The sequence below is a fragment of the uncultured Desulfovibrio sp. genome, assembly GCF_944324505.1.
In the GTDB taxonomy this organism is placed as follows: Bacteria; Desulfobacterota; Desulfovibrionia; order Desulfovibrionales; family Desulfovibrionaceae; genus Desulfovibrio.
This window is the reverse complement of sequence record NZ_CALUWO010000003.1, coordinates 246,717-261,681: the sequence shown is the minus strand read 5'-3', so window position 1 is coordinate 261,681 and position 14,965 is coordinate 246,717. Positions and strand designations below refer to the sequence as shown.

Sequence of the window (14,965 nt, the reverse complement as noted above, 5' to 3'; positions counted from 1 at the left end):
CACACCGGGCGACACCACCACAAACCGGCATTACAAAAAACCGTTTCGGGCCAGAAATTCACGGCTCATGCCGGCAGAACCCGCCGAACGGCCCGTACCGGGGGAAACGGGGGAAGCGGCAGGTACCTCGCCGCAACGCAGCATACGCCGCACGTACTTGCCCAGCAGGTCCGTTTCCATATTGACGGGAGTTCCCGCACGCCAGCGCTGCATGGTCGTCCGTTTCTGCGTGTCTGGAATGATATTTACCCGCAAAAAATCATCCCCGCAATCATTGATGGTCAGGCTGATGCCGTCAAGGGCCACCGATCCCTTGGCAATGACCTCGGGGGCATGCTCCGCCGGAAAGGCAATTTCCACGCAACGGGATGCCCCCGCAGCCAGGATACGCCGGACATGGGCAACACAGTCCACATGTCCGCTCACCAGATGCCCGCCCAGGCGATCTCCCAGGGCCAGCGCGCGCTCCAGATTGACCAGCTGTCCCACGGCAAACGTGCCCAGCGTGCTGCAGGCCAGGGTCTCGGCCGAGGCATAGACCACATACTCCTGTGCCGTATGGGATTCCAGCGACAGACAAACACCGTCATGGGCAATGGATTCGCCATCCTGCAGGTCGGCAAAATTTCCCTGGGGGCGCACGGTAAAACGGGCTTCCCGTCCGTTGCGCTGCACAGCCACGATCTGCCCCATGCACTGTATGATGCCGGTAAACATGCCTACCCCCGTGGCCGCAGGATGAGTTCCAGGTCTTCCCCGTGGCGGCGCACGTCCCCCAGGCGCAAGTGCAGCGCCTCGTCCAACTGTAGAGGGCTGCGCCCGTCAAAAAGCGGCACAGCGCTGTTGTCGCCCAGAATGCGCGGCGCCAGGTGCAGGCGAAATTCGTCCACCAGGCCCGCCTCCAGCAGCGAAAGGGCCAGTCTGCCGCCCCCCTCGCACAGCACATAGGGGCAGCCCAGCTCGCTGCGCAGCAGGGCAAGCACGGCCGTCATATCCAGGCTGCCCTTGACCAGGGCCGGCACAGGCAGGACGCGCGCCCCGGCGCTCCGCAGCTCGTGGGCCAGGCGCGATGCCGCCACCGCCGGTGTGGAAATGAAGACCGTTCTGTCCGCACGTTCCCGCAGCAGATAGCAGTCGCCATTCACGGCGGGCAGGCGGGATGTGATGACACAGGCCCAGGGCTGCTGCTCCGGCGGAAGCGGCGGTTCCACCCGCGCCGTCAGGCGGGGATTGTCGGCGCGCAGGGTGGCGCCGCCCACCATGACCGCGCCGCCGCAGCGCCCCACGCCGGCCCGCAGGGCATGCACGCTGTTCCGTGAAGCAGCACAGCTGATCCAGCGGGAATGCCCGTTGCGGGTGGCAATGCGTCCGTCCAGGGTACTGGCCAGCTTCAGCAGCACGTAGGGACGCTTTCCCTCCTGCCAGACAAGAAAATCGGCAATGAGATCCCGGCACTCCTGGGCGCATACGCCCTCCACCACCTCCACGCCCGCCGCGCGCAGGCGTTCCGCCCCGCCGGCAGCCACGGGATTGGGGTCCCGCAGACCGATGACCACACGGGCAATGCCCGCCTCCAGCACGGCCTCAGTGCAGGGAGGCGTCTTTCCATAGTGATTGCACGGCTCCAGGGTCACCACCAGCGTGGCGCCGCGGGGATCAATGCCCCTGGCCGCCGCATCGCGCAGGCATTCCACCTCGGCATGGGGCTGACCGGCCGCATGGTGCCAGCCACGGGCCACAATCTGCCCGTCCCGCACCAGAACAGCGCCCACCGTGGGGTTGGGGCAGGCCAGCCAGCGGCCATTTTCGGCCAGCGCCAGCGCGGCCTGCATGAAAGGAATAAAAAGGGAGGGATCAGACATGAGGCACATCCGTCAGCGGCATGGGAACAAAGTGCAGCTGCTCCAGCGTCACACCAGCTTCGTCAAACATGCGCAGAGCCAGCTCGTCCGGGTAGTGCTGATGGTAGAAGATATGGCGGACACCGCAGTTGATGAGCATCTTGGCACATTGCACGCAGGGCAGGGTAGTGCAATAGATGTCGGCCCCGGCAATGCTCACACCATGCACAGCCGCCTGAATGATGACATTCTGCTCGGCATGCAGGCCGCGGCATATCTCGTGCCGCTGCCCGGAGGGAATGCCCAGCTGCTGGCGCAGGCAGCCCACCTCGAGGCAGTGGGGAACCCCGGCCGGCGCACCATTGTAGCCCGTGGCAAGGATGCGCCTGTCCTTGACGGCAATGGCACCCACCTTGCGCCGGGAGCAGGTTGAACGCTCGCTCACCATATAGGTGATGTTCATGAAATAGTCGGTCCACGGAAGTCTGTTGGGCATGACCATCCTCACAGAAGGGCATGTTACACAGAGGAGGACCAAAAGCCAAGCGACCAGAGGGAAAAAGGCCCGCAACCTGTGCCGGCACCGCGCGCGGTATCCTGCCCTCCGTGTCGGGAAAAGGCCGGCCTCCCAGCGGTGCAACGGCTGCCCGCGCTCCCGGCAGGCCTCCCGGCCGCGAACGGCTGACAGGCAAAACGGGGGCTGCCGCCCCGCAAGGCAGCAGCCCCCGTTTCAGACATTACCAGGCAAACAGGGGGAAGTCCCGGGCAAATTCTTCCACGCGTTTGCTGATGGCAGCCAGGGCCGCTTCATCAGCATGCTTTTCCAGGGCTTCCACAATGAAGGCGCCCACCACGCGCATGTCATCTTCCTTCATGCCGCGGGTCGTCAGGGCAGCCGTGCCGATGCGGATACCCGACGTCACAAAGGGCGAGCGGGTTTCAAAGGGCACGGTATTCTTGTTGACCGTGATGCCGGCCAGGTCCAGCGCATGTTCCGCATCCTTGCCGGTGATGTCCTTGTTGGTCAGGTCCACCAGCATGAGGTGATTGTCCGTGCCGCCGGAAACCAGGTCATAGCCCGCATCCATGAGCGTCTGGGCCAGCAGGGCCGTATTGGTGATGACCTGCTGCTGATAGACCTTGAAGCGGGGGCGCAGGGCTTCGCCAAAGGCCACGGCCTTGGCCGCAATGACGTGCATGAGCGGACCGCCCTGAATGCCGGGGAATATCTGGCTGTTGATGGCCTTGGCCCGGCTTTCGTCGGAAAGGATCATGCCCCCGCGGGGGCCGCGCAGGGTCTTGTGGGTCGTGGTCGTGGTGATGTGGGCATACGGGATGGGGCTGGGATGCAGGCCGGCAGCCACGAGACCGGCAATATGGGCCATATCCACCAGCAGCACGGCGCCCACCTCGTCGGCAATGGCGCGGAAGCGGGCAAAGTCCAGCTGGCGGGGGTAGGCGCTGGCGCCGGCCATGATGGCGGCCGGGCGATGCTGACGGGCCAGGGCAGCCACCTCGTCATAATCGATGCGGCCCGTTTCCTTCTGCACGCCGTAGGCCACGAACTTGAACAGACGGCCGGAGAAATTCACCGGGCTGCCATGGGTCAGATGCCCCCCATGGGACAGATTCATGCCCAGCACCGTCGCGCCGGGTTCCAGGCAGGAGAAATAGGCCGCCATATTGGCCTGAGACCCGGAGTGGGGCTGCACATTGGCGTATTCGCAGCCGAACAGCTGCTTGGCACGGTCCTGTGCCAGACGCTCGGCCATGTCCACATACTCGCAACCGCCGTAGTAGCGCTTGCCCGGATAGCCTTCCGCATACTTGTGGGTCAGCACGCTGCCCTGCGCCTCGCGCACGGCATCGGAAACAAAGTTTTCGGAAGCAATAAGCTCCAGCTTGCTCATCTGCCGGCCGGACTCCAGGGCTATGGCGTGGGCAAGTTCCGGGTCCTGCAAGAGAATGTGGTCCATCTGTCGTCTCCTCGGACAGGTTGCTCGTGAGTCCGCCCCGGCCGCCTGCGGGAAGCGGGGCAGAAAAAAAAAAGACGGAGACAGCCCCGGCGACCCCCGTCGCCGGGCGGCTGTCCTTCCGCTAGATGAAAATCTGTGACCGAAGCCCTCCGCCGGCATGCTGCGGCGCCATCCGATTCCGCCAAAGGGGAGGGCGGGAGCACCGTCAGTCGGCCCGGAAACAGTTCCGGGCCATGGCACCGTCTAGTCGTCCCAGCGCCTGAAGATCAGGCTGGCATTGGTGCCGCCAAAGCCGAAGGAGTTGCACATGGCGTACTCACAGGCAATCTGGCGGGAGCCGTCGGCCATGTAGTCGAGATCACATTCGGGATCGGGATTTTCCAGATTGATGGTGCCGGGCAGCCAGCCCGTGTGCAGGGCCAGTGCCGTAAAGACGCTTTCCACACCGCCGGCAGCACCCAGCAGATGCCCGGTCATGGACTTGGTGGCAGAAATCTTGATCTTGGGAGCATGCTGCCCGAAAACCAGCTTGATGGCGCGGGTTTCCGTCTTGTCATTGAGCTGGGTGGAGGTGGCATGCGCATTGATATGCGTAATGGCTTCCGGCGCCAGGCCCGCATCGCGCAGGGCATTCTGCATGGCGCGGGCCATGCCTTCGCCGGACTCGCTGGGAGCCGTCATGTGATAGGCGTCATCAGAGGCGCCATAGCCCACCACTTCGGCATAAATGCGGGCACCGCGCTGGCGGGCATGCTCGAGTTCTTCCAGTTGCAGCAGGCCGGCCCCTTCCCCGATGACAAAGCCGTCACGCTTCCCGTCAAAGGGACGGGAGGCCCGCTCGGGCTGATCATTGTAATGGGTGGACAGGGCCTTGAGCGCCGTAAAGCCGGCAACTCCCAGCGGCGTCACCGTGGCTTCCACCCCGCCGGTGATGACGGTCTTCACGCGGCCCAGCAGAATCTCGCTGAAGGCCGTGCCAATCCCGTGAATGGCCGAGGCACAGGCCGTGGTGGTCACGATATTGGGTCCCTTGGCACCGGTGAAAATGGCAATCTGCCCCGGCCCCATATTGGAAATGAGCATGGGAATGAGGAAGGGAGAGACCTTGCCCGGTCCGCCTTCCAGGAGCTTGGCATGATAGGTTTCAATGGTGCGCAGGCCGCCCAGGCCCACCCCCAGAATCACGCCCACGTCATTGGCATTGCTTTCGTCAATGACCAGGCCGGAATTGGCCAGCAGCTGCTTGGCCGCCGCCACGGCAAACTGCGTGAAGCGATCCATGCGCCGTGCCTGCTTGGGCGGAATATAGTCTTCGGGAACAAAGTTCTTCACTTCGCCAGCAACACGCGAATCATAGGCCGCACAGTCAAACAGGGTGATGGGGCCAACACCGGATTCACCCGCCAGCAGGCGCTTCCAGGTTGTCTCGATATCATTGGCCAGCGGGGTAATGCCGGACAGACCGGTAACGACGACGCGGGGACGATTCATGTGTGCTCCTTCTTCAGGCCCGGGCATGTAGGGGAATGGCGACAACGCGGGCAACGGAACATCCCCGAGAGACATTCCACTGCCCGCGTGAAAAGAATCTACTGGGCCTGCTTGCTTTCGATATAGCTGATGGCATCCTGAACCTTCAGGATCTTCTGCGAATCTTCATCAGCGATTTCGATGTCAAATTCTTCTTCCATGGCCATGATCAGTTCGGTGAGGTCCAGAGAGTCGGCGCCCAGGTCTTCCACAAAGGACGCTTCGGGCTTCACGTCATCAGGATTGGCGCCGAGCTGGTCGACGATGATCTTTTTCACTTTTTCAGCGACATCAGACATGGTTTTCCTCCAGATAGGATAGTGTTTGATAGGTCAGGTATGGCCGCAGGGGCCAGGAATCAACAATACATGCCGCCGTTGACGCCCAGCACCTGCCCGGTAACATAGGCAGCCCTGTCCGACGCAAAGAAGGCAACGGCATCGGCCACTTCCTGTGCCGTTCCCATGCGCTTGAGCGGGATGATCTCCTCGTAGGCATGGCGCACGTCGTCGGAAAGGGCGGCAGTCATATCGGTTTCGATGAAGCCGGGAGCCACGGCATTGACCGTGATATTGCGCGCCGCCAGTTCCTTGGCGCAGGATTTGGTCAGCCCCAGCAGGCCGGCCTTGGCAGCAGCGTAGTTGACCTGACCGGCATTGCCCATCTGGCCTACCACGGAAGAAATATTGATGATGCGGCCGAAACGGTTTTTCGTCATGATCTTGGCCGCCTCGCGGGTACAGAGAAAGGCGCCGCGCAGATTGATGGTCAGCACGCGGTCAAAGTCATCGTCCTTCATGCGCACCAGAAAGCCGTCCTTGGTGATGCCGGCATTGTTCACCAGGACGGCCAGGTTGAGTTTGCCCTTGACCTGTTCGGCAAAAAAGGCGCTCACGGCCTCCGCATCTCCCACGTTGAGCTGGGCAGCCTCCGCCACGCCCCCGGCCGCCGTAATGGCCTGCACCGTGGCCTGGGCCTCTTCAGGACGGCTGACATAGGTCAGCAGCACCTGAAAACCGTCTTTGGCAAGCGTGCAGGCAATGGCGCGGCCAATGCCGCGAGAACCGCCGGTAACCAGCGCCGTGGGAGCCGTGGAAGAAAGTGTGCTCATGATGAAACCCCGAAAAATTTTTCCAAGTGTACATAAAAGAGCGTCTGATGGCAAACAGACGCTCCCCGCAAATCTAGAAGCGCAGCAGGGTGGCCCCGAAGGTCAAGCCGCCGCCAAAGGCCGTCATGAGCACACGCATGCCGGGCTGAATGCGCCCTGTCTCGCGGGCCTCGGCAAGGGCCAGCGGTACGGAGGCCGAGGACGTGTTGCCGTAGCGGGCCACATTGGTAAAGACCTTTTCCGTTGCAATATCCAGACGGCTGCCTACGGCTTCGATGATGCGCAGATTGGCCTGATGCGGCACCAGCAGATCAACATCCGCAATGGTCAGACCATTTTTTTCCAGAATTTCCTCGCAGATGGCTGCCATCTGACGCACGGCATGCCGGTAGACTTCCCGTCCCTGCATATGGATGAAGAAGTTGCTGTCCACAGGGTCGCCCATCTTGTACTGGCAGGCGGTGCCGCCCCCCACCGTGATGAGATGACTGAGGGAGCCGTCACTCTTGCAGATGCAGTCTTCCAACTGGGCCACGGGCGCTTCCTCGCCGGCACTGAGCACACAGGCGCCGGCCCCGTCGCCGAAAAGCACGCAGGTGCTTCTGTCGCTCCAGTCAGAGCGACGGGTAAGGGCTTCGGCACAGATAAAGAGAATCTTGGCCTCGGGATTCTGGCAGAGAATGCTGCGGCAGATGGACAGGCCGTACAGATAGCCGGAACAGGCCGCGCTGAAGTCAAAGGCCATGACGTGCCCGGCTTCCAGCTTGCCGGCAATGATGCAGGAAACAGAGGGGCAGAGCGTATCGGGCGTGCCGGTGGCCGTGATGATATGGGTCAGATCGCACACGCTCAGGCCGGATTCGGCCAGGGCCTTGACCGCAGCCTTGTAGCCCAGGTCAGAGGCATTTTCCATCGGGGCGACACGGCGACGCTCCTTTATGCCGGTACGGGTGGTGATCCACTCGTCACTGGTGTCCACGATTTTGGCAAGATCGTCATTGGTCAGCACCTGTGACGGCACGTGACTGCTGAGCGACAGGAGGTTGCAGCGTGCATTCATAATGAAAATTCTCGTGAAAGGGGATTAAATGGCCCGCGAGAAGCGGGTAAGCTCGTCATTGGCAAGAATGATTTCGGCAAGCCGGTCATTGGTGCCCTTGCGCACAAAGGTACCGCTCATCTTGATGGCATTCATCATGGCCTTGGCATTGGAACGGCCATGACAGACGATGGCCAGCCCCTGCAGGCCCAGCAGCGGGGCGCCGCCATACTCGGCATAGTCGATGGTGGTGGCAAACCTGCGGAAGGCATTGCGGGCCAGCAGACCGCCCATGGCGGGCAGCAGACCGGAGGTGAACACCCGCTTGAGCATGCGAATGAGGGAGCTGGCCAGGCCTTCGCTCATCTTCACGATGACATTGCCCACAAAACCGTCGCAGACCACCACATCCACATCACCGGTGAAGATGTCGCGGCCTTCGGCATTGCCAATGAAGTTGAGGTTCTGGGCCAGCTTGAGCAGCTCGTAGGCTTCCTTCACCTGACTGTTGCCCTTGCCTTCCTCCTCGCCGATGCTGATGAGGCTGACACGCGGGGAGGCATAGCCCAGCAGGTCCCGGGCAAAGGCATCGCCCATGAGGCCGAACTGAAAAAGATGGTAGGGGCGGCAGTCCACATTGGCGCCCGCATCCAGCACCACCACGGGATTCTTTTCCGTGGGCAGCAGGGCAGCCAGGGCAGGGCGCTCCACCCCGGGAAGGCGTCCCATGATGAACATGCCGCAGGCCACAGTGGCCCCGGAATGTCCCGCGCTGACAACGCTCTGGGCCGCTCCCTCCTTGACGAGGCGACAGGCCACCTGGATGGAGGCATTCTTCTTGCGCCGCAGGATGTCGGACGGGCGCTCGTTCATATGCACCACATCTTCGGCGTGGACAATGTCGAACTGCACATTGCTCAGATCAAGCTTGTCCAGCTCCGCCTCGATCTTGGGCGTATCACCAACGAGCAGCACGTGCAGATCGTGGCGCCGGGCAGCCTCCACGGCGCCCGGCACAACCACGGAGGGGCCGAAATCCCCTCCCATGGCATCCACGGCAATAATGGGGCGCGTGTCCATTACTCGGCGTCGTTCTTGCTGACCACCTGACGGCCCTTGTAGGTACCGCAATTGGGGCACACGCTGTGCGGCACGGTCGGCTCGCCGCAGGAGCAGTAAATGACGGCGGGCACGGCCACACGGTCGTGAGAGCGACGCATTCCCTTGCGAGAGCGGGACTTTTTGTTCTGCTGAACAGCCATGATGTTTCTCCTTCTCCGTGGAAACGGAAATTGTTTTCTCGATCTGAACGGTCTTGGCCGCTCAAGGGCTGAAACGCTAGTCTATTTTTCCGTATTTGTCCAGCCCTTCTTGACAGTCAATCCGCGCAGCACGGCAAGGCGGGGGTCACCGCCCTCCTGCTCGCAGGTGCACTGCTCTCTGTTGCGATTGGCACCGCACTGGGGGCAGAGGCCACGGCAATCCGGGCTGCACAGGGGATTCATGGGCAGGGCGAGCACAAATTCCTCCCAGCAGAGCGCTGCCATATCCAGCAGGGGAACCCCCTTGTCCAGCACAATATGGCTGTCTCCGGGCGCCGTGTCCTGCCCGTCCGCGGGATCGGGCACGTCTTCAAATTCCTCAAACGGCGCATCCAGCTCCACCGTCACGTCCTCGGCGCAGCGATTGCAGGGCAGGGTCACGCTGCCGCTCAGATGCCCGCGCACCAGATAGCCTTCTTCAAGGGGCATGATGTGCAGCCGCACGGAAAGCGGCGTCCGCACACGACAGTCCATGTGGAACTGCCCCAGATTTTCCGCCCAGATGGCGGCATCATCCAGCACAAGCTCCCGGCCTTCGGCCGGCAGATTGTTCAGGGGAAGTCGATGATTCGGCATGGCATTCCTCGCTGTGGCGTTTTTTACGCACCGGCCAGCGGCCTGTCAAGAAGCGGGCAGCGGCCCTACAGCGACGAAAACAGCAGTGACGCCGCCAGCCCCACAAAAACACAGGCTGCCAGACGGTGAATGAGCACCTGGATATGCGGGCTGCGGTTGAACCAGCTGGCCAGACGCCCGCCAAGCAGGGATACAGCCCCGAAGACCAGCAGCGCAGCCAGCATGAACAGAACCCCCAGCTGGGCCACCTGCAAGGCCACGCTGCCCTGTTCCGGGCGGCAGAACTGCGGCAGAAAGGCCAGAAAGAACAGCGAGACCTTGGGATTGCTCACATTCATGACAATGCCGCGCCGGAACAGGGCGCCGTAGCCAAGAAATTCCTGCTGACCGCCCTGGGCAAGCAGTGCGCCGGCGCGCAGGGAAAGCCGGGCCAGGTACAGCAGATAGCCCGCCCCTGCCAGCTTGAGCAGCAGAAAGGCCACGGGTGATGCCTGGATAATGGCCGCCACGCCCACGGCCACCAGCGTGGTATGCACCAGCAGCCCGGACACCAGCCCCAGCGTGGTGGCCAGGCCGGCACGAAAGCCGTACAGCACGGACTGCGTCAGGACAAAGATGATATCGGGGCCGGGCGCAATGGCCAGCCCCAGGGACACCACAAAGAAGGTCAGGGTAATCCCCAGACTGATCATGACGCCATTTCTCCTTCTTCTGCGAGCAGTCCGGGCTTCTGTGCCCGCTGCGCCCGCTTGATGCGGGCTTCCAGACGCAGGGCCGCGCTTCTGTCCTCGCAGCAGCGGACGCCTTCCAGCCGTACCGGCCGGCGGCTGCGGGTATAGCGCGCCCCGCCGGCAAGGCCGCCGTTGTGCTGCGCCAGGCGGCGTGCCACATCCGTGGTGATGCCGCAGTACAGGCTGTCGTCAGCGCAACGTACCAGGTAGACAAACCAGCGCACTAGGCGCCCCTGACCAGCCAGGATACCAGCACCAGGCTGATGATCCAGTTGCCTATGCGCCAAAGCCAGGGACTGGGCACCTGGCCCTGCATGGCCAGACGAACCTGCCGCATGGTGCCCAGAACGGCACCAATGCCGTAAAAGACCGCAAAGCCTATGCCCGCCAGCAGCCCCAGCTGGAAGCAGCAGCCCAGAAAAATCCCCAGCGTGATGGCCGGCGACAGGCAGCCGTCCTGCGGCATGCCGCCAAAGGTCATCTGCCGGAAATGAATATAGCCTCTGCCGCCCCCACCCATGCCGGCGCCCCTGGCGCCGTTCGGTCCGCGGGCACAGCCGCGCAGGCGTTCCCACTCCTGCCGGCTGGCATCGTCCTGCCGGGAGCGTGCGTTGTCCGCCCCCGGTCCATGCACCACTTCCGCGTCAAAAACTTCCTGGTCGCCTGCCTCATGGGAAGAAGGGCGTTTCTCAGGAGGATTCATATGCTGCTCCTTGTTGCTGCCACCACCGGGTCACCAGCCGGCAGACGCTGTCGCCCAGACAGCCCGCCCGCGCGGAGAGACTCTGCGGACCAATGTGGGGGCGGTTTTCAATATCGGCCACCCGCCCGTGCTCGCGCACAGGGCTGCCGTCACGCAGCAGACCGCGCAAACGGCCTGCCATGCCGGCCGCCACGGCACAGCGGGAACCGTTGTCCCCGTCCAGAAAGCCCAGCACCTGCCCGGCCGCCACGGCATCTCCCAGACGCAGCGACGTATGAAATATTCCCGATTGTGGCGCATGCACCACACGCGGCAGCACCTGCCCCTGACGGCGCAGTTCTCCCGTGGGAGCAAGGGCCTGTCCCTGCCACAGCACCTCGCCACAGCGGTCGGGATGAGTTTCCATGACGGCATGGGCCTGTTCGCCGGCCAGAAAGCCCGGCCCCAGGGCCAGAACGAATGCTGCCCAGCTTTTTTCCAGGGGTGCTCCCCGTTTGCGCAGGGTCGCCTCGATGAAGACCTGCGGCCGCAGGGCTGTCAGGGCGGCATCCTCGCTGCCGGTGAGCAGGGCAATTTCCCCCTGTTGCCAGCAGGCAGCACACAGGGAAGGCGAGGCCACGTGCCTGGCCAGCAGGCCGTGCACCCGGACCGTTCCCTCGTACACGGCTTCGGAAAAGCACACGGCTCGCCGTATGGCCGTAGGGCGGGCACACTCCTGAAGGACCAGGCGGGAAAAACCCTGCCGCCACAATGCCAGGGCAATGCCGCTGGCCATTTCGCCGGCGCCGCGCAAAAAGATGATGGGAACCATGTCTTTTTCTGCCCTGCGGGCGCCACGGCGTCAAGAGGGGGTCGCCTGACGGCCAGGGAAAAAATGTTTGTCAGAGCGCGGCATGCCTTGTGTCCTGCCCGTCCGTGACTATTATGGTGCTGACGGATATTTCCGCCAAAGGAGCCTTGCATGAAAACTCTCTTCAACCGCCGTCTTGCCGCTGTGGCTCTGGCCTGCTGCCTGTCGCTGCCCCTGCCTGCCACCGTTGTTGCGGCTGATGCGGATGCCACCCTGCAGAAAGCCTGGACGGCCTTCAATATCGGCCACTACAAGGAAACCCTGCGCCTGGTGCAGCCCCTGGCCAGCAATGGCAACCCTCAGGCGCAGGTCATTCTGGGGCGCTGCTATGAAAGCGGCCTGGGCGTGGAGCAGAATATGGAAACCGCCGCCCAGTGGTATCTGCTGGCCGCGGAACAGAATCTTGCCGAAGCTCAGCAGCTGGTGGCCTATGCCTACCAGAACGGCGTGGGCCTGCCCAAAGATGGCGACAAGGCCGTGGCCTGGATGCAGCGCGCTGCCGACGCCGGTTCGCCGGAGGCCTGCTACGCCCTGTCGCAGTACTATTCCAAGGGGCAGTTTGTGGAACGTGACCAGAAAAAGGCCTTTGACCTGGCGCTCAAGGCTGCGCAGGGCGGCTACGGCCAGGCCATGCTCTTTGTGGGGGCCTGCTATGCCTACGGGGTGGGGACGGCGGAGGATGCCGGACAATCCCAGCAATGGTATGATCGTGCCCGGGCGGCCGGCCTGGACCCGGACAGCCACGTCTTCAACAAGGTCAAGGAATATTCCATGGAAGAATAGCCGGGCAGAGCGGCTTCCGTCAGGGCGGCAGGCGGGCCTGCGGCCCTGGCGGCATCAGACGGCCTTCCAGTCCTTGATGCCCACATCCACGGAGGCAATGCCGTTGTAGGTATCAATATGCGGAGTATAGGCCAGCCGGATGCGGCTGCCCACCATGTCGGGCGTGAACTGATCGCCCATGCGCCAGGCCTTGGCCGTGAGCGTAATGCCCGACGTGGTGTCCTGCACCTTGAGGCGCACATGCTCGCGGCCTCTGCCCAGCGGCAGGCAATCACGGATAAGCAGCTCCGGCGAGGCGAATACCGGCTCCGCATTGCCGGGGCCAAAGGGCTGCATCAGCTCCAGCTCCTTGAGAAAACACTGGTCACTGGCTGTGGCAAAGTCCAGCTCGCTTTCCAGCAGCAGGGTGGGCGTGAGAGGCGTGGACCCGATGTCCTCGGCCACGGCCCGCTCGAAATCGGCGCGAAAGGCTTCCAGGTCCTCCAGGCGCAGACGCACCCCGGCCGCCTGCCGGTGCCCGCCAAAGCGCAGCAGATGCCCCGAAGCCCGGCCCAGCCCGGCATAGAGGTCAAATTCGCGCACGGAGCGCCCGGACCCCTTTACGGCATCCTGATCCTGACAAAGAATGATGGTGGGCCGGTAAAATTCCTCCACAATCTTGGAGGCCACAATGCCCACAATGCCCGGATGCCAGGCCTGCCCGTACAGCACCAGGCCGGGGCGGGGTCCCGTGGCCAGCAGCGCCCGGGCCTGGGCGCGCGCCTCGGTGACCATCTGTTCTTCCAGGGCCTGCCGTTCGCTGTTGAGGGCATCCAGCTGCTGTGCCAGGCGGGCCGCCTGCACATGATCCGCGGCGCGCAGCAGGTCCAGTGCCAGGCGGGCATGCCCCATGCGCCCGGCAGCATTGATGCGCGGGGCCAGCCGGAAGACCACCTGCCCGGCGGTGAGTCGCGCGGCGGCATCAAACTTGCTGATGACCTTCAGGGCCACCATGCCCGGCCGCGTGGTGCGGGCCAGCCGGTTGAGTCCGCCCCGCACCAGAATGCGGTTCTGTCCGCTCAGGCGCATGACATCGGCCAGCGTGCCCAGGGCCACCAGGTCCAGCACGTCATCCATGCGGAATCGCTTGCCCGTGTGGGGTTCCAGCAGGACATTGACCGCCGCCATGAGAAAAAAGGCCACACCCACGCCCGCCAGATACGGACACGGGCAGCTGCTTTCGTCCATGAGACGGGGATTGCAGATGGCATGCGCCGGGGGCAGCTCTGCCGGGGGCAGGTGATGATCGGAAATGATGACCAGCATGCCCAGTTCCCGTGCCCGGCGAATGGCCGCCACATCGGAAATGCCGCAGTCCACGGTGAGCAGAATGCCGCAGCCCTGCGCCGCCAGGGCCTCGATGCCCTGCACATTGAGGCCGTAGCCCTCGCCCAGACGGTCGGGAATATGACTCACGGCCTCCATGCCGTGGGCAGCCATCACATCCAGCACCAGCGCACTGGAGGTGATGCCGTCCACATCGTAATCGCCCCAGACGGCCAGCTTGCGCCCCTGGACCAGGGCATCCGCCAGCAGGCGGGCCACATGGGGAATCTGGGGCCAGTTGCGCGGAGGCACCAGCGCCTGAAGGCGCGCATCCAGAAAGGCGTCCAGCTCTTCCCGGCTGGTAAAGCCGCGACGCCAGAGCAGCTCCAGCAGCTGCGGCGAAATGGAAAGTTCCCTGGCCCAGCCGCGGGGCGGACTGCCCTGGGGGGCCTTGCGAAACAGCCAGTTTTTCATGGGGCCTCTACCGCATCATCATGCCGTTTGCCAGCATCAGGAGCCCATCTCCTGCACGATGGCCTGCGCCGCCGCCACAGGGTCAGCGGCCCGGGTGATGGGACGCCCCACCACCAGATAATCCGCCCCGGCAGCCACGGCAGCCGCAGGTGTCATGATGCGGCACTGATCATCTGCTGCTGACGACGCCGGCCGTATGCCGGGACAAAGACAGGCAAGGCGCGGGTTGCGTGCCTTGATGGACGCGGCCTCCTGGCCGGAGCAGACCACCCCGTCCAGCCCCCAGGCTGCCGCCATGTCCGACAGCTCCAGCGCAAACTGGCCGGGTTCCTGCGCAATGCCGGGCATCTGCCCGGGGCCGAAGCTGGTAAGCACCGTCACCCCAAAAAGCAGGGGAGGGCGGGCACAACTCCGGGCGGCCTCGCAGGCCTCGCGGCACATGCGCTCGCCGCCCTGGGTGTGCAGGGTCAGCATGTCCGCGCCACCGGCAGCCGCAGCCCTGACAGCCTGCGCCACCGTATGCGGAATGTCGTAAAACTTCAGGTCCAGAAAAACGCGGAAACCCATGGTGCGCAGCTCCGCCAGCACCGGGGGACCGGCCAGGCTGAAAAGCTCCATGCCAACCTTGCACCACGGCACCAGGCCGCGCAGACGGGATGCCAGCGCCAGCGCCTCTTCCCGGGTGGGGAAATCCAGAGCCACAACCAGTTGGGCCATAGGCAGT

Annotated in this window: 18 protein-coding genes; 1 reads left to right on the top strand and 17 read right to left on the bottom strand. The window is 63.7% G+C overall.

The window, feature by feature from the left end; translation table 11 throughout:
* Window positions 1–30: 30 nt before the first annotated feature.
* From Q0J57_RS05485 to Q0J57_RS05415, 15 genes are all read right to left on the bottom strand, one after another.
* Entirely contained in the window at window positions 31–717 is a 687-nt protein-coding gene (locus Q0J57_RS05485) for a riboflavin synthase (RefSeq protein ID WP_297217991.1), read from the bottom strand.
* A 2-nt stretch (window positions 718–719) separates the two neighbouring features.
* On the bottom strand, window positions 720–1,862 hold the full coding sequence (gene ribD / locus Q0J57_RS05480) for a bifunctional diaminohydroxyphosphoribosylaminopyrimidine deaminase/5-amino-6-(5-phosphoribosylamino)uracil reductase RibD (protein WP_297217988.1): 1,143 nt from the start codon (window positions 1,860–1,862) through the stop codon (window positions 720–722).
* Window positions 1,855–2,337, bottom strand: a complete 483-nt coding sequence (locus Q0J57_RS05475) for a cytidine/deoxycytidylate deaminase family protein (RefSeq protein WP_297217986.1) — start codon at window positions 2,335–2,337, stop codon at window positions 1,855–1,857. Before Q0J57_RS05475 ends, ribD begins: the two co-directional genes overlap by 8 nt.
* Before the next feature lie 241 nt (window positions 2,338–2,578).
* Window positions 2,579–3,817 (bottom strand): serine hydroxymethyltransferase, encoded by a 1,239-nt coding sequence (gene glyA / locus Q0J57_RS05470; protein ID WP_297217983.1) that lies wholly within the window; start codon window positions 3,815–3,817, stop codon window positions 2,579–2,581.
* A gap of 243 nt (window positions 3,818–4,060) precedes the next feature.
* Window positions 4,061–5,308, bottom strand: coding sequence for a beta-ketoacyl-ACP synthase II (gene fabF / locus Q0J57_RS05465; protein WP_297217980.1), 1,248 nt, complete (start codon window positions 5,306–5,308; stop codon window positions 4,061–4,063).
* A 98-nt stretch (window positions 5,309–5,406) separates the two neighbouring features.
* Window positions 5,407–5,646 (bottom strand): acyl carrier protein, encoded by a 240-nt coding sequence (acpP, locus tag Q0J57_RS05460; RefSeq protein WP_297217977.1) that lies wholly within the window; start codon window positions 5,644–5,646, stop codon window positions 5,407–5,409.
* A 59-nt stretch (window positions 5,647–5,705) separates the two neighbouring features.
* Window positions 5,706–6,458 carry a 3-oxoacyl-[acyl-carrier-protein] reductase gene (fabG, locus tag Q0J57_RS05455; protein WP_297217974.1) on the bottom strand — a complete coding sequence of 251 codons (753 nt, stop codon included), beginning with the start codon at window positions 6,456–6,458 and terminating at the stop codon, window positions 5,706–5,708.
* Window positions 6,459–6,531: 73 nt separating this feature from the next.
* Complete coding sequence (locus tag Q0J57_RS05450; RefSeq protein ID WP_297217971.1) at window positions 6,532–7,518, bottom strand: beta-ketoacyl-ACP synthase III; 987 nt, start codon at window positions 7,516–7,518, stop codon at window positions 6,532–6,534.
* A 24-nt stretch (window positions 7,519–7,542) separates the two neighbouring features.
* Window positions 7,543–8,577 carry a phosphate acyltransferase PlsX gene (gene plsX / locus Q0J57_RS05445; protein WP_297217968.1) on the bottom strand — a complete coding sequence of 345 codons (1,035 nt, stop codon included), beginning with the start codon at window positions 8,575–8,577 and terminating at the stop codon, window positions 7,543–7,545.
* Window positions 8,577–8,759, bottom strand: a complete 183-nt coding sequence (rpmF, locus tag Q0J57_RS05440) for a 50S ribosomal protein L32 (protein WP_297217964.1) — start codon at window positions 8,757–8,759, stop codon at window positions 8,577–8,579. The genes plsX and rpmF overlap by 1 nt, the downstream gene beginning before the upstream one ends.
* 81 nt (window positions 8,760–8,840) lie before the next feature.
* The gene (locus Q0J57_RS05435) at window positions 8,841–9,395 is read right to left on the bottom strand and encodes a DUF177 domain-containing protein (RefSeq protein ID WP_297217961.1); all 555 of its coding nucleotides are present in this window, start codon (window positions 9,393–9,395) and stop codon (window positions 8,841–8,843) included.
* 65 nt (window positions 9,396–9,460) lie between these two features.
* Window positions 9,461–10,087: a LysE family translocator gene (locus Q0J57_RS05430; protein ID WP_297217958.1), complete on the bottom strand. Its 627-nt coding sequence runs from the start codon at window positions 10,085–10,087 to the stop codon at window positions 9,461–9,463.
* Entirely contained in the window at window positions 10,084–10,350 is a 267-nt protein-coding gene (locus tag Q0J57_RS05425; RefSeq protein WP_297217956.1) for a GIY-YIG nuclease family protein, read from the bottom strand. The genes Q0J57_RS05430 and Q0J57_RS05425 overlap by 4 nt, the downstream gene beginning before the upstream one ends.
* Window positions 10,350–10,829, bottom strand: coding sequence for a hypothetical protein (locus Q0J57_RS05420; protein ID WP_297217953.1), 480 nt, complete (start codon window positions 10,827–10,829; stop codon window positions 10,350–10,352). Before Q0J57_RS05420 ends, Q0J57_RS05425 begins: the two co-directional genes overlap by 1 nt.
* Window positions 10,816–11,640, bottom strand: coding sequence for a hypothetical protein (locus Q0J57_RS05415; protein ID WP_297217950.1), 825 nt, complete (start codon window positions 11,638–11,640; stop codon window positions 10,816–10,818). Before Q0J57_RS05415 ends, Q0J57_RS05420 begins: the two co-directional genes overlap by 14 nt.
* Before the next feature lie 150 nt (window positions 11,641–11,790).
* Between Q0J57_RS05415 and Q0J57_RS05410 the strand changes: the two genes are divergently transcribed.
* Window positions 11,791–12,462 (top strand): tetratricopeptide repeat protein, encoded by a 672-nt coding sequence (locus tag Q0J57_RS05410; protein WP_297217946.1) that lies wholly within the window; start codon window positions 11,791–11,793, stop codon window positions 12,460–12,462.
* Window positions 12,463–12,516: 54 nt separating this feature from the next.
* On the opposite strand, the gene recJ is transcribed toward Q0J57_RS05410, so the two are convergent.
* Entirely contained in the window at window positions 12,517–14,241 is a 1,725-nt protein-coding gene (gene recJ, locus Q0J57_RS05405; RefSeq protein ID WP_297217943.1) for a single-stranded-DNA-specific exonuclease RecJ, read from the bottom strand.
* Window positions 14,242–14,277: 36 nt separating this feature from the next.
* Complete coding sequence (pyrF, locus tag Q0J57_RS05400; protein WP_297217940.1) at window positions 14,278–14,958, bottom strand: orotidine-5'-phosphate decarboxylase; 681 nt, start codon at window positions 14,956–14,958, stop codon at window positions 14,278–14,280.
* Window positions 14,959–14,965: the final 7 nt, after the last annotated feature.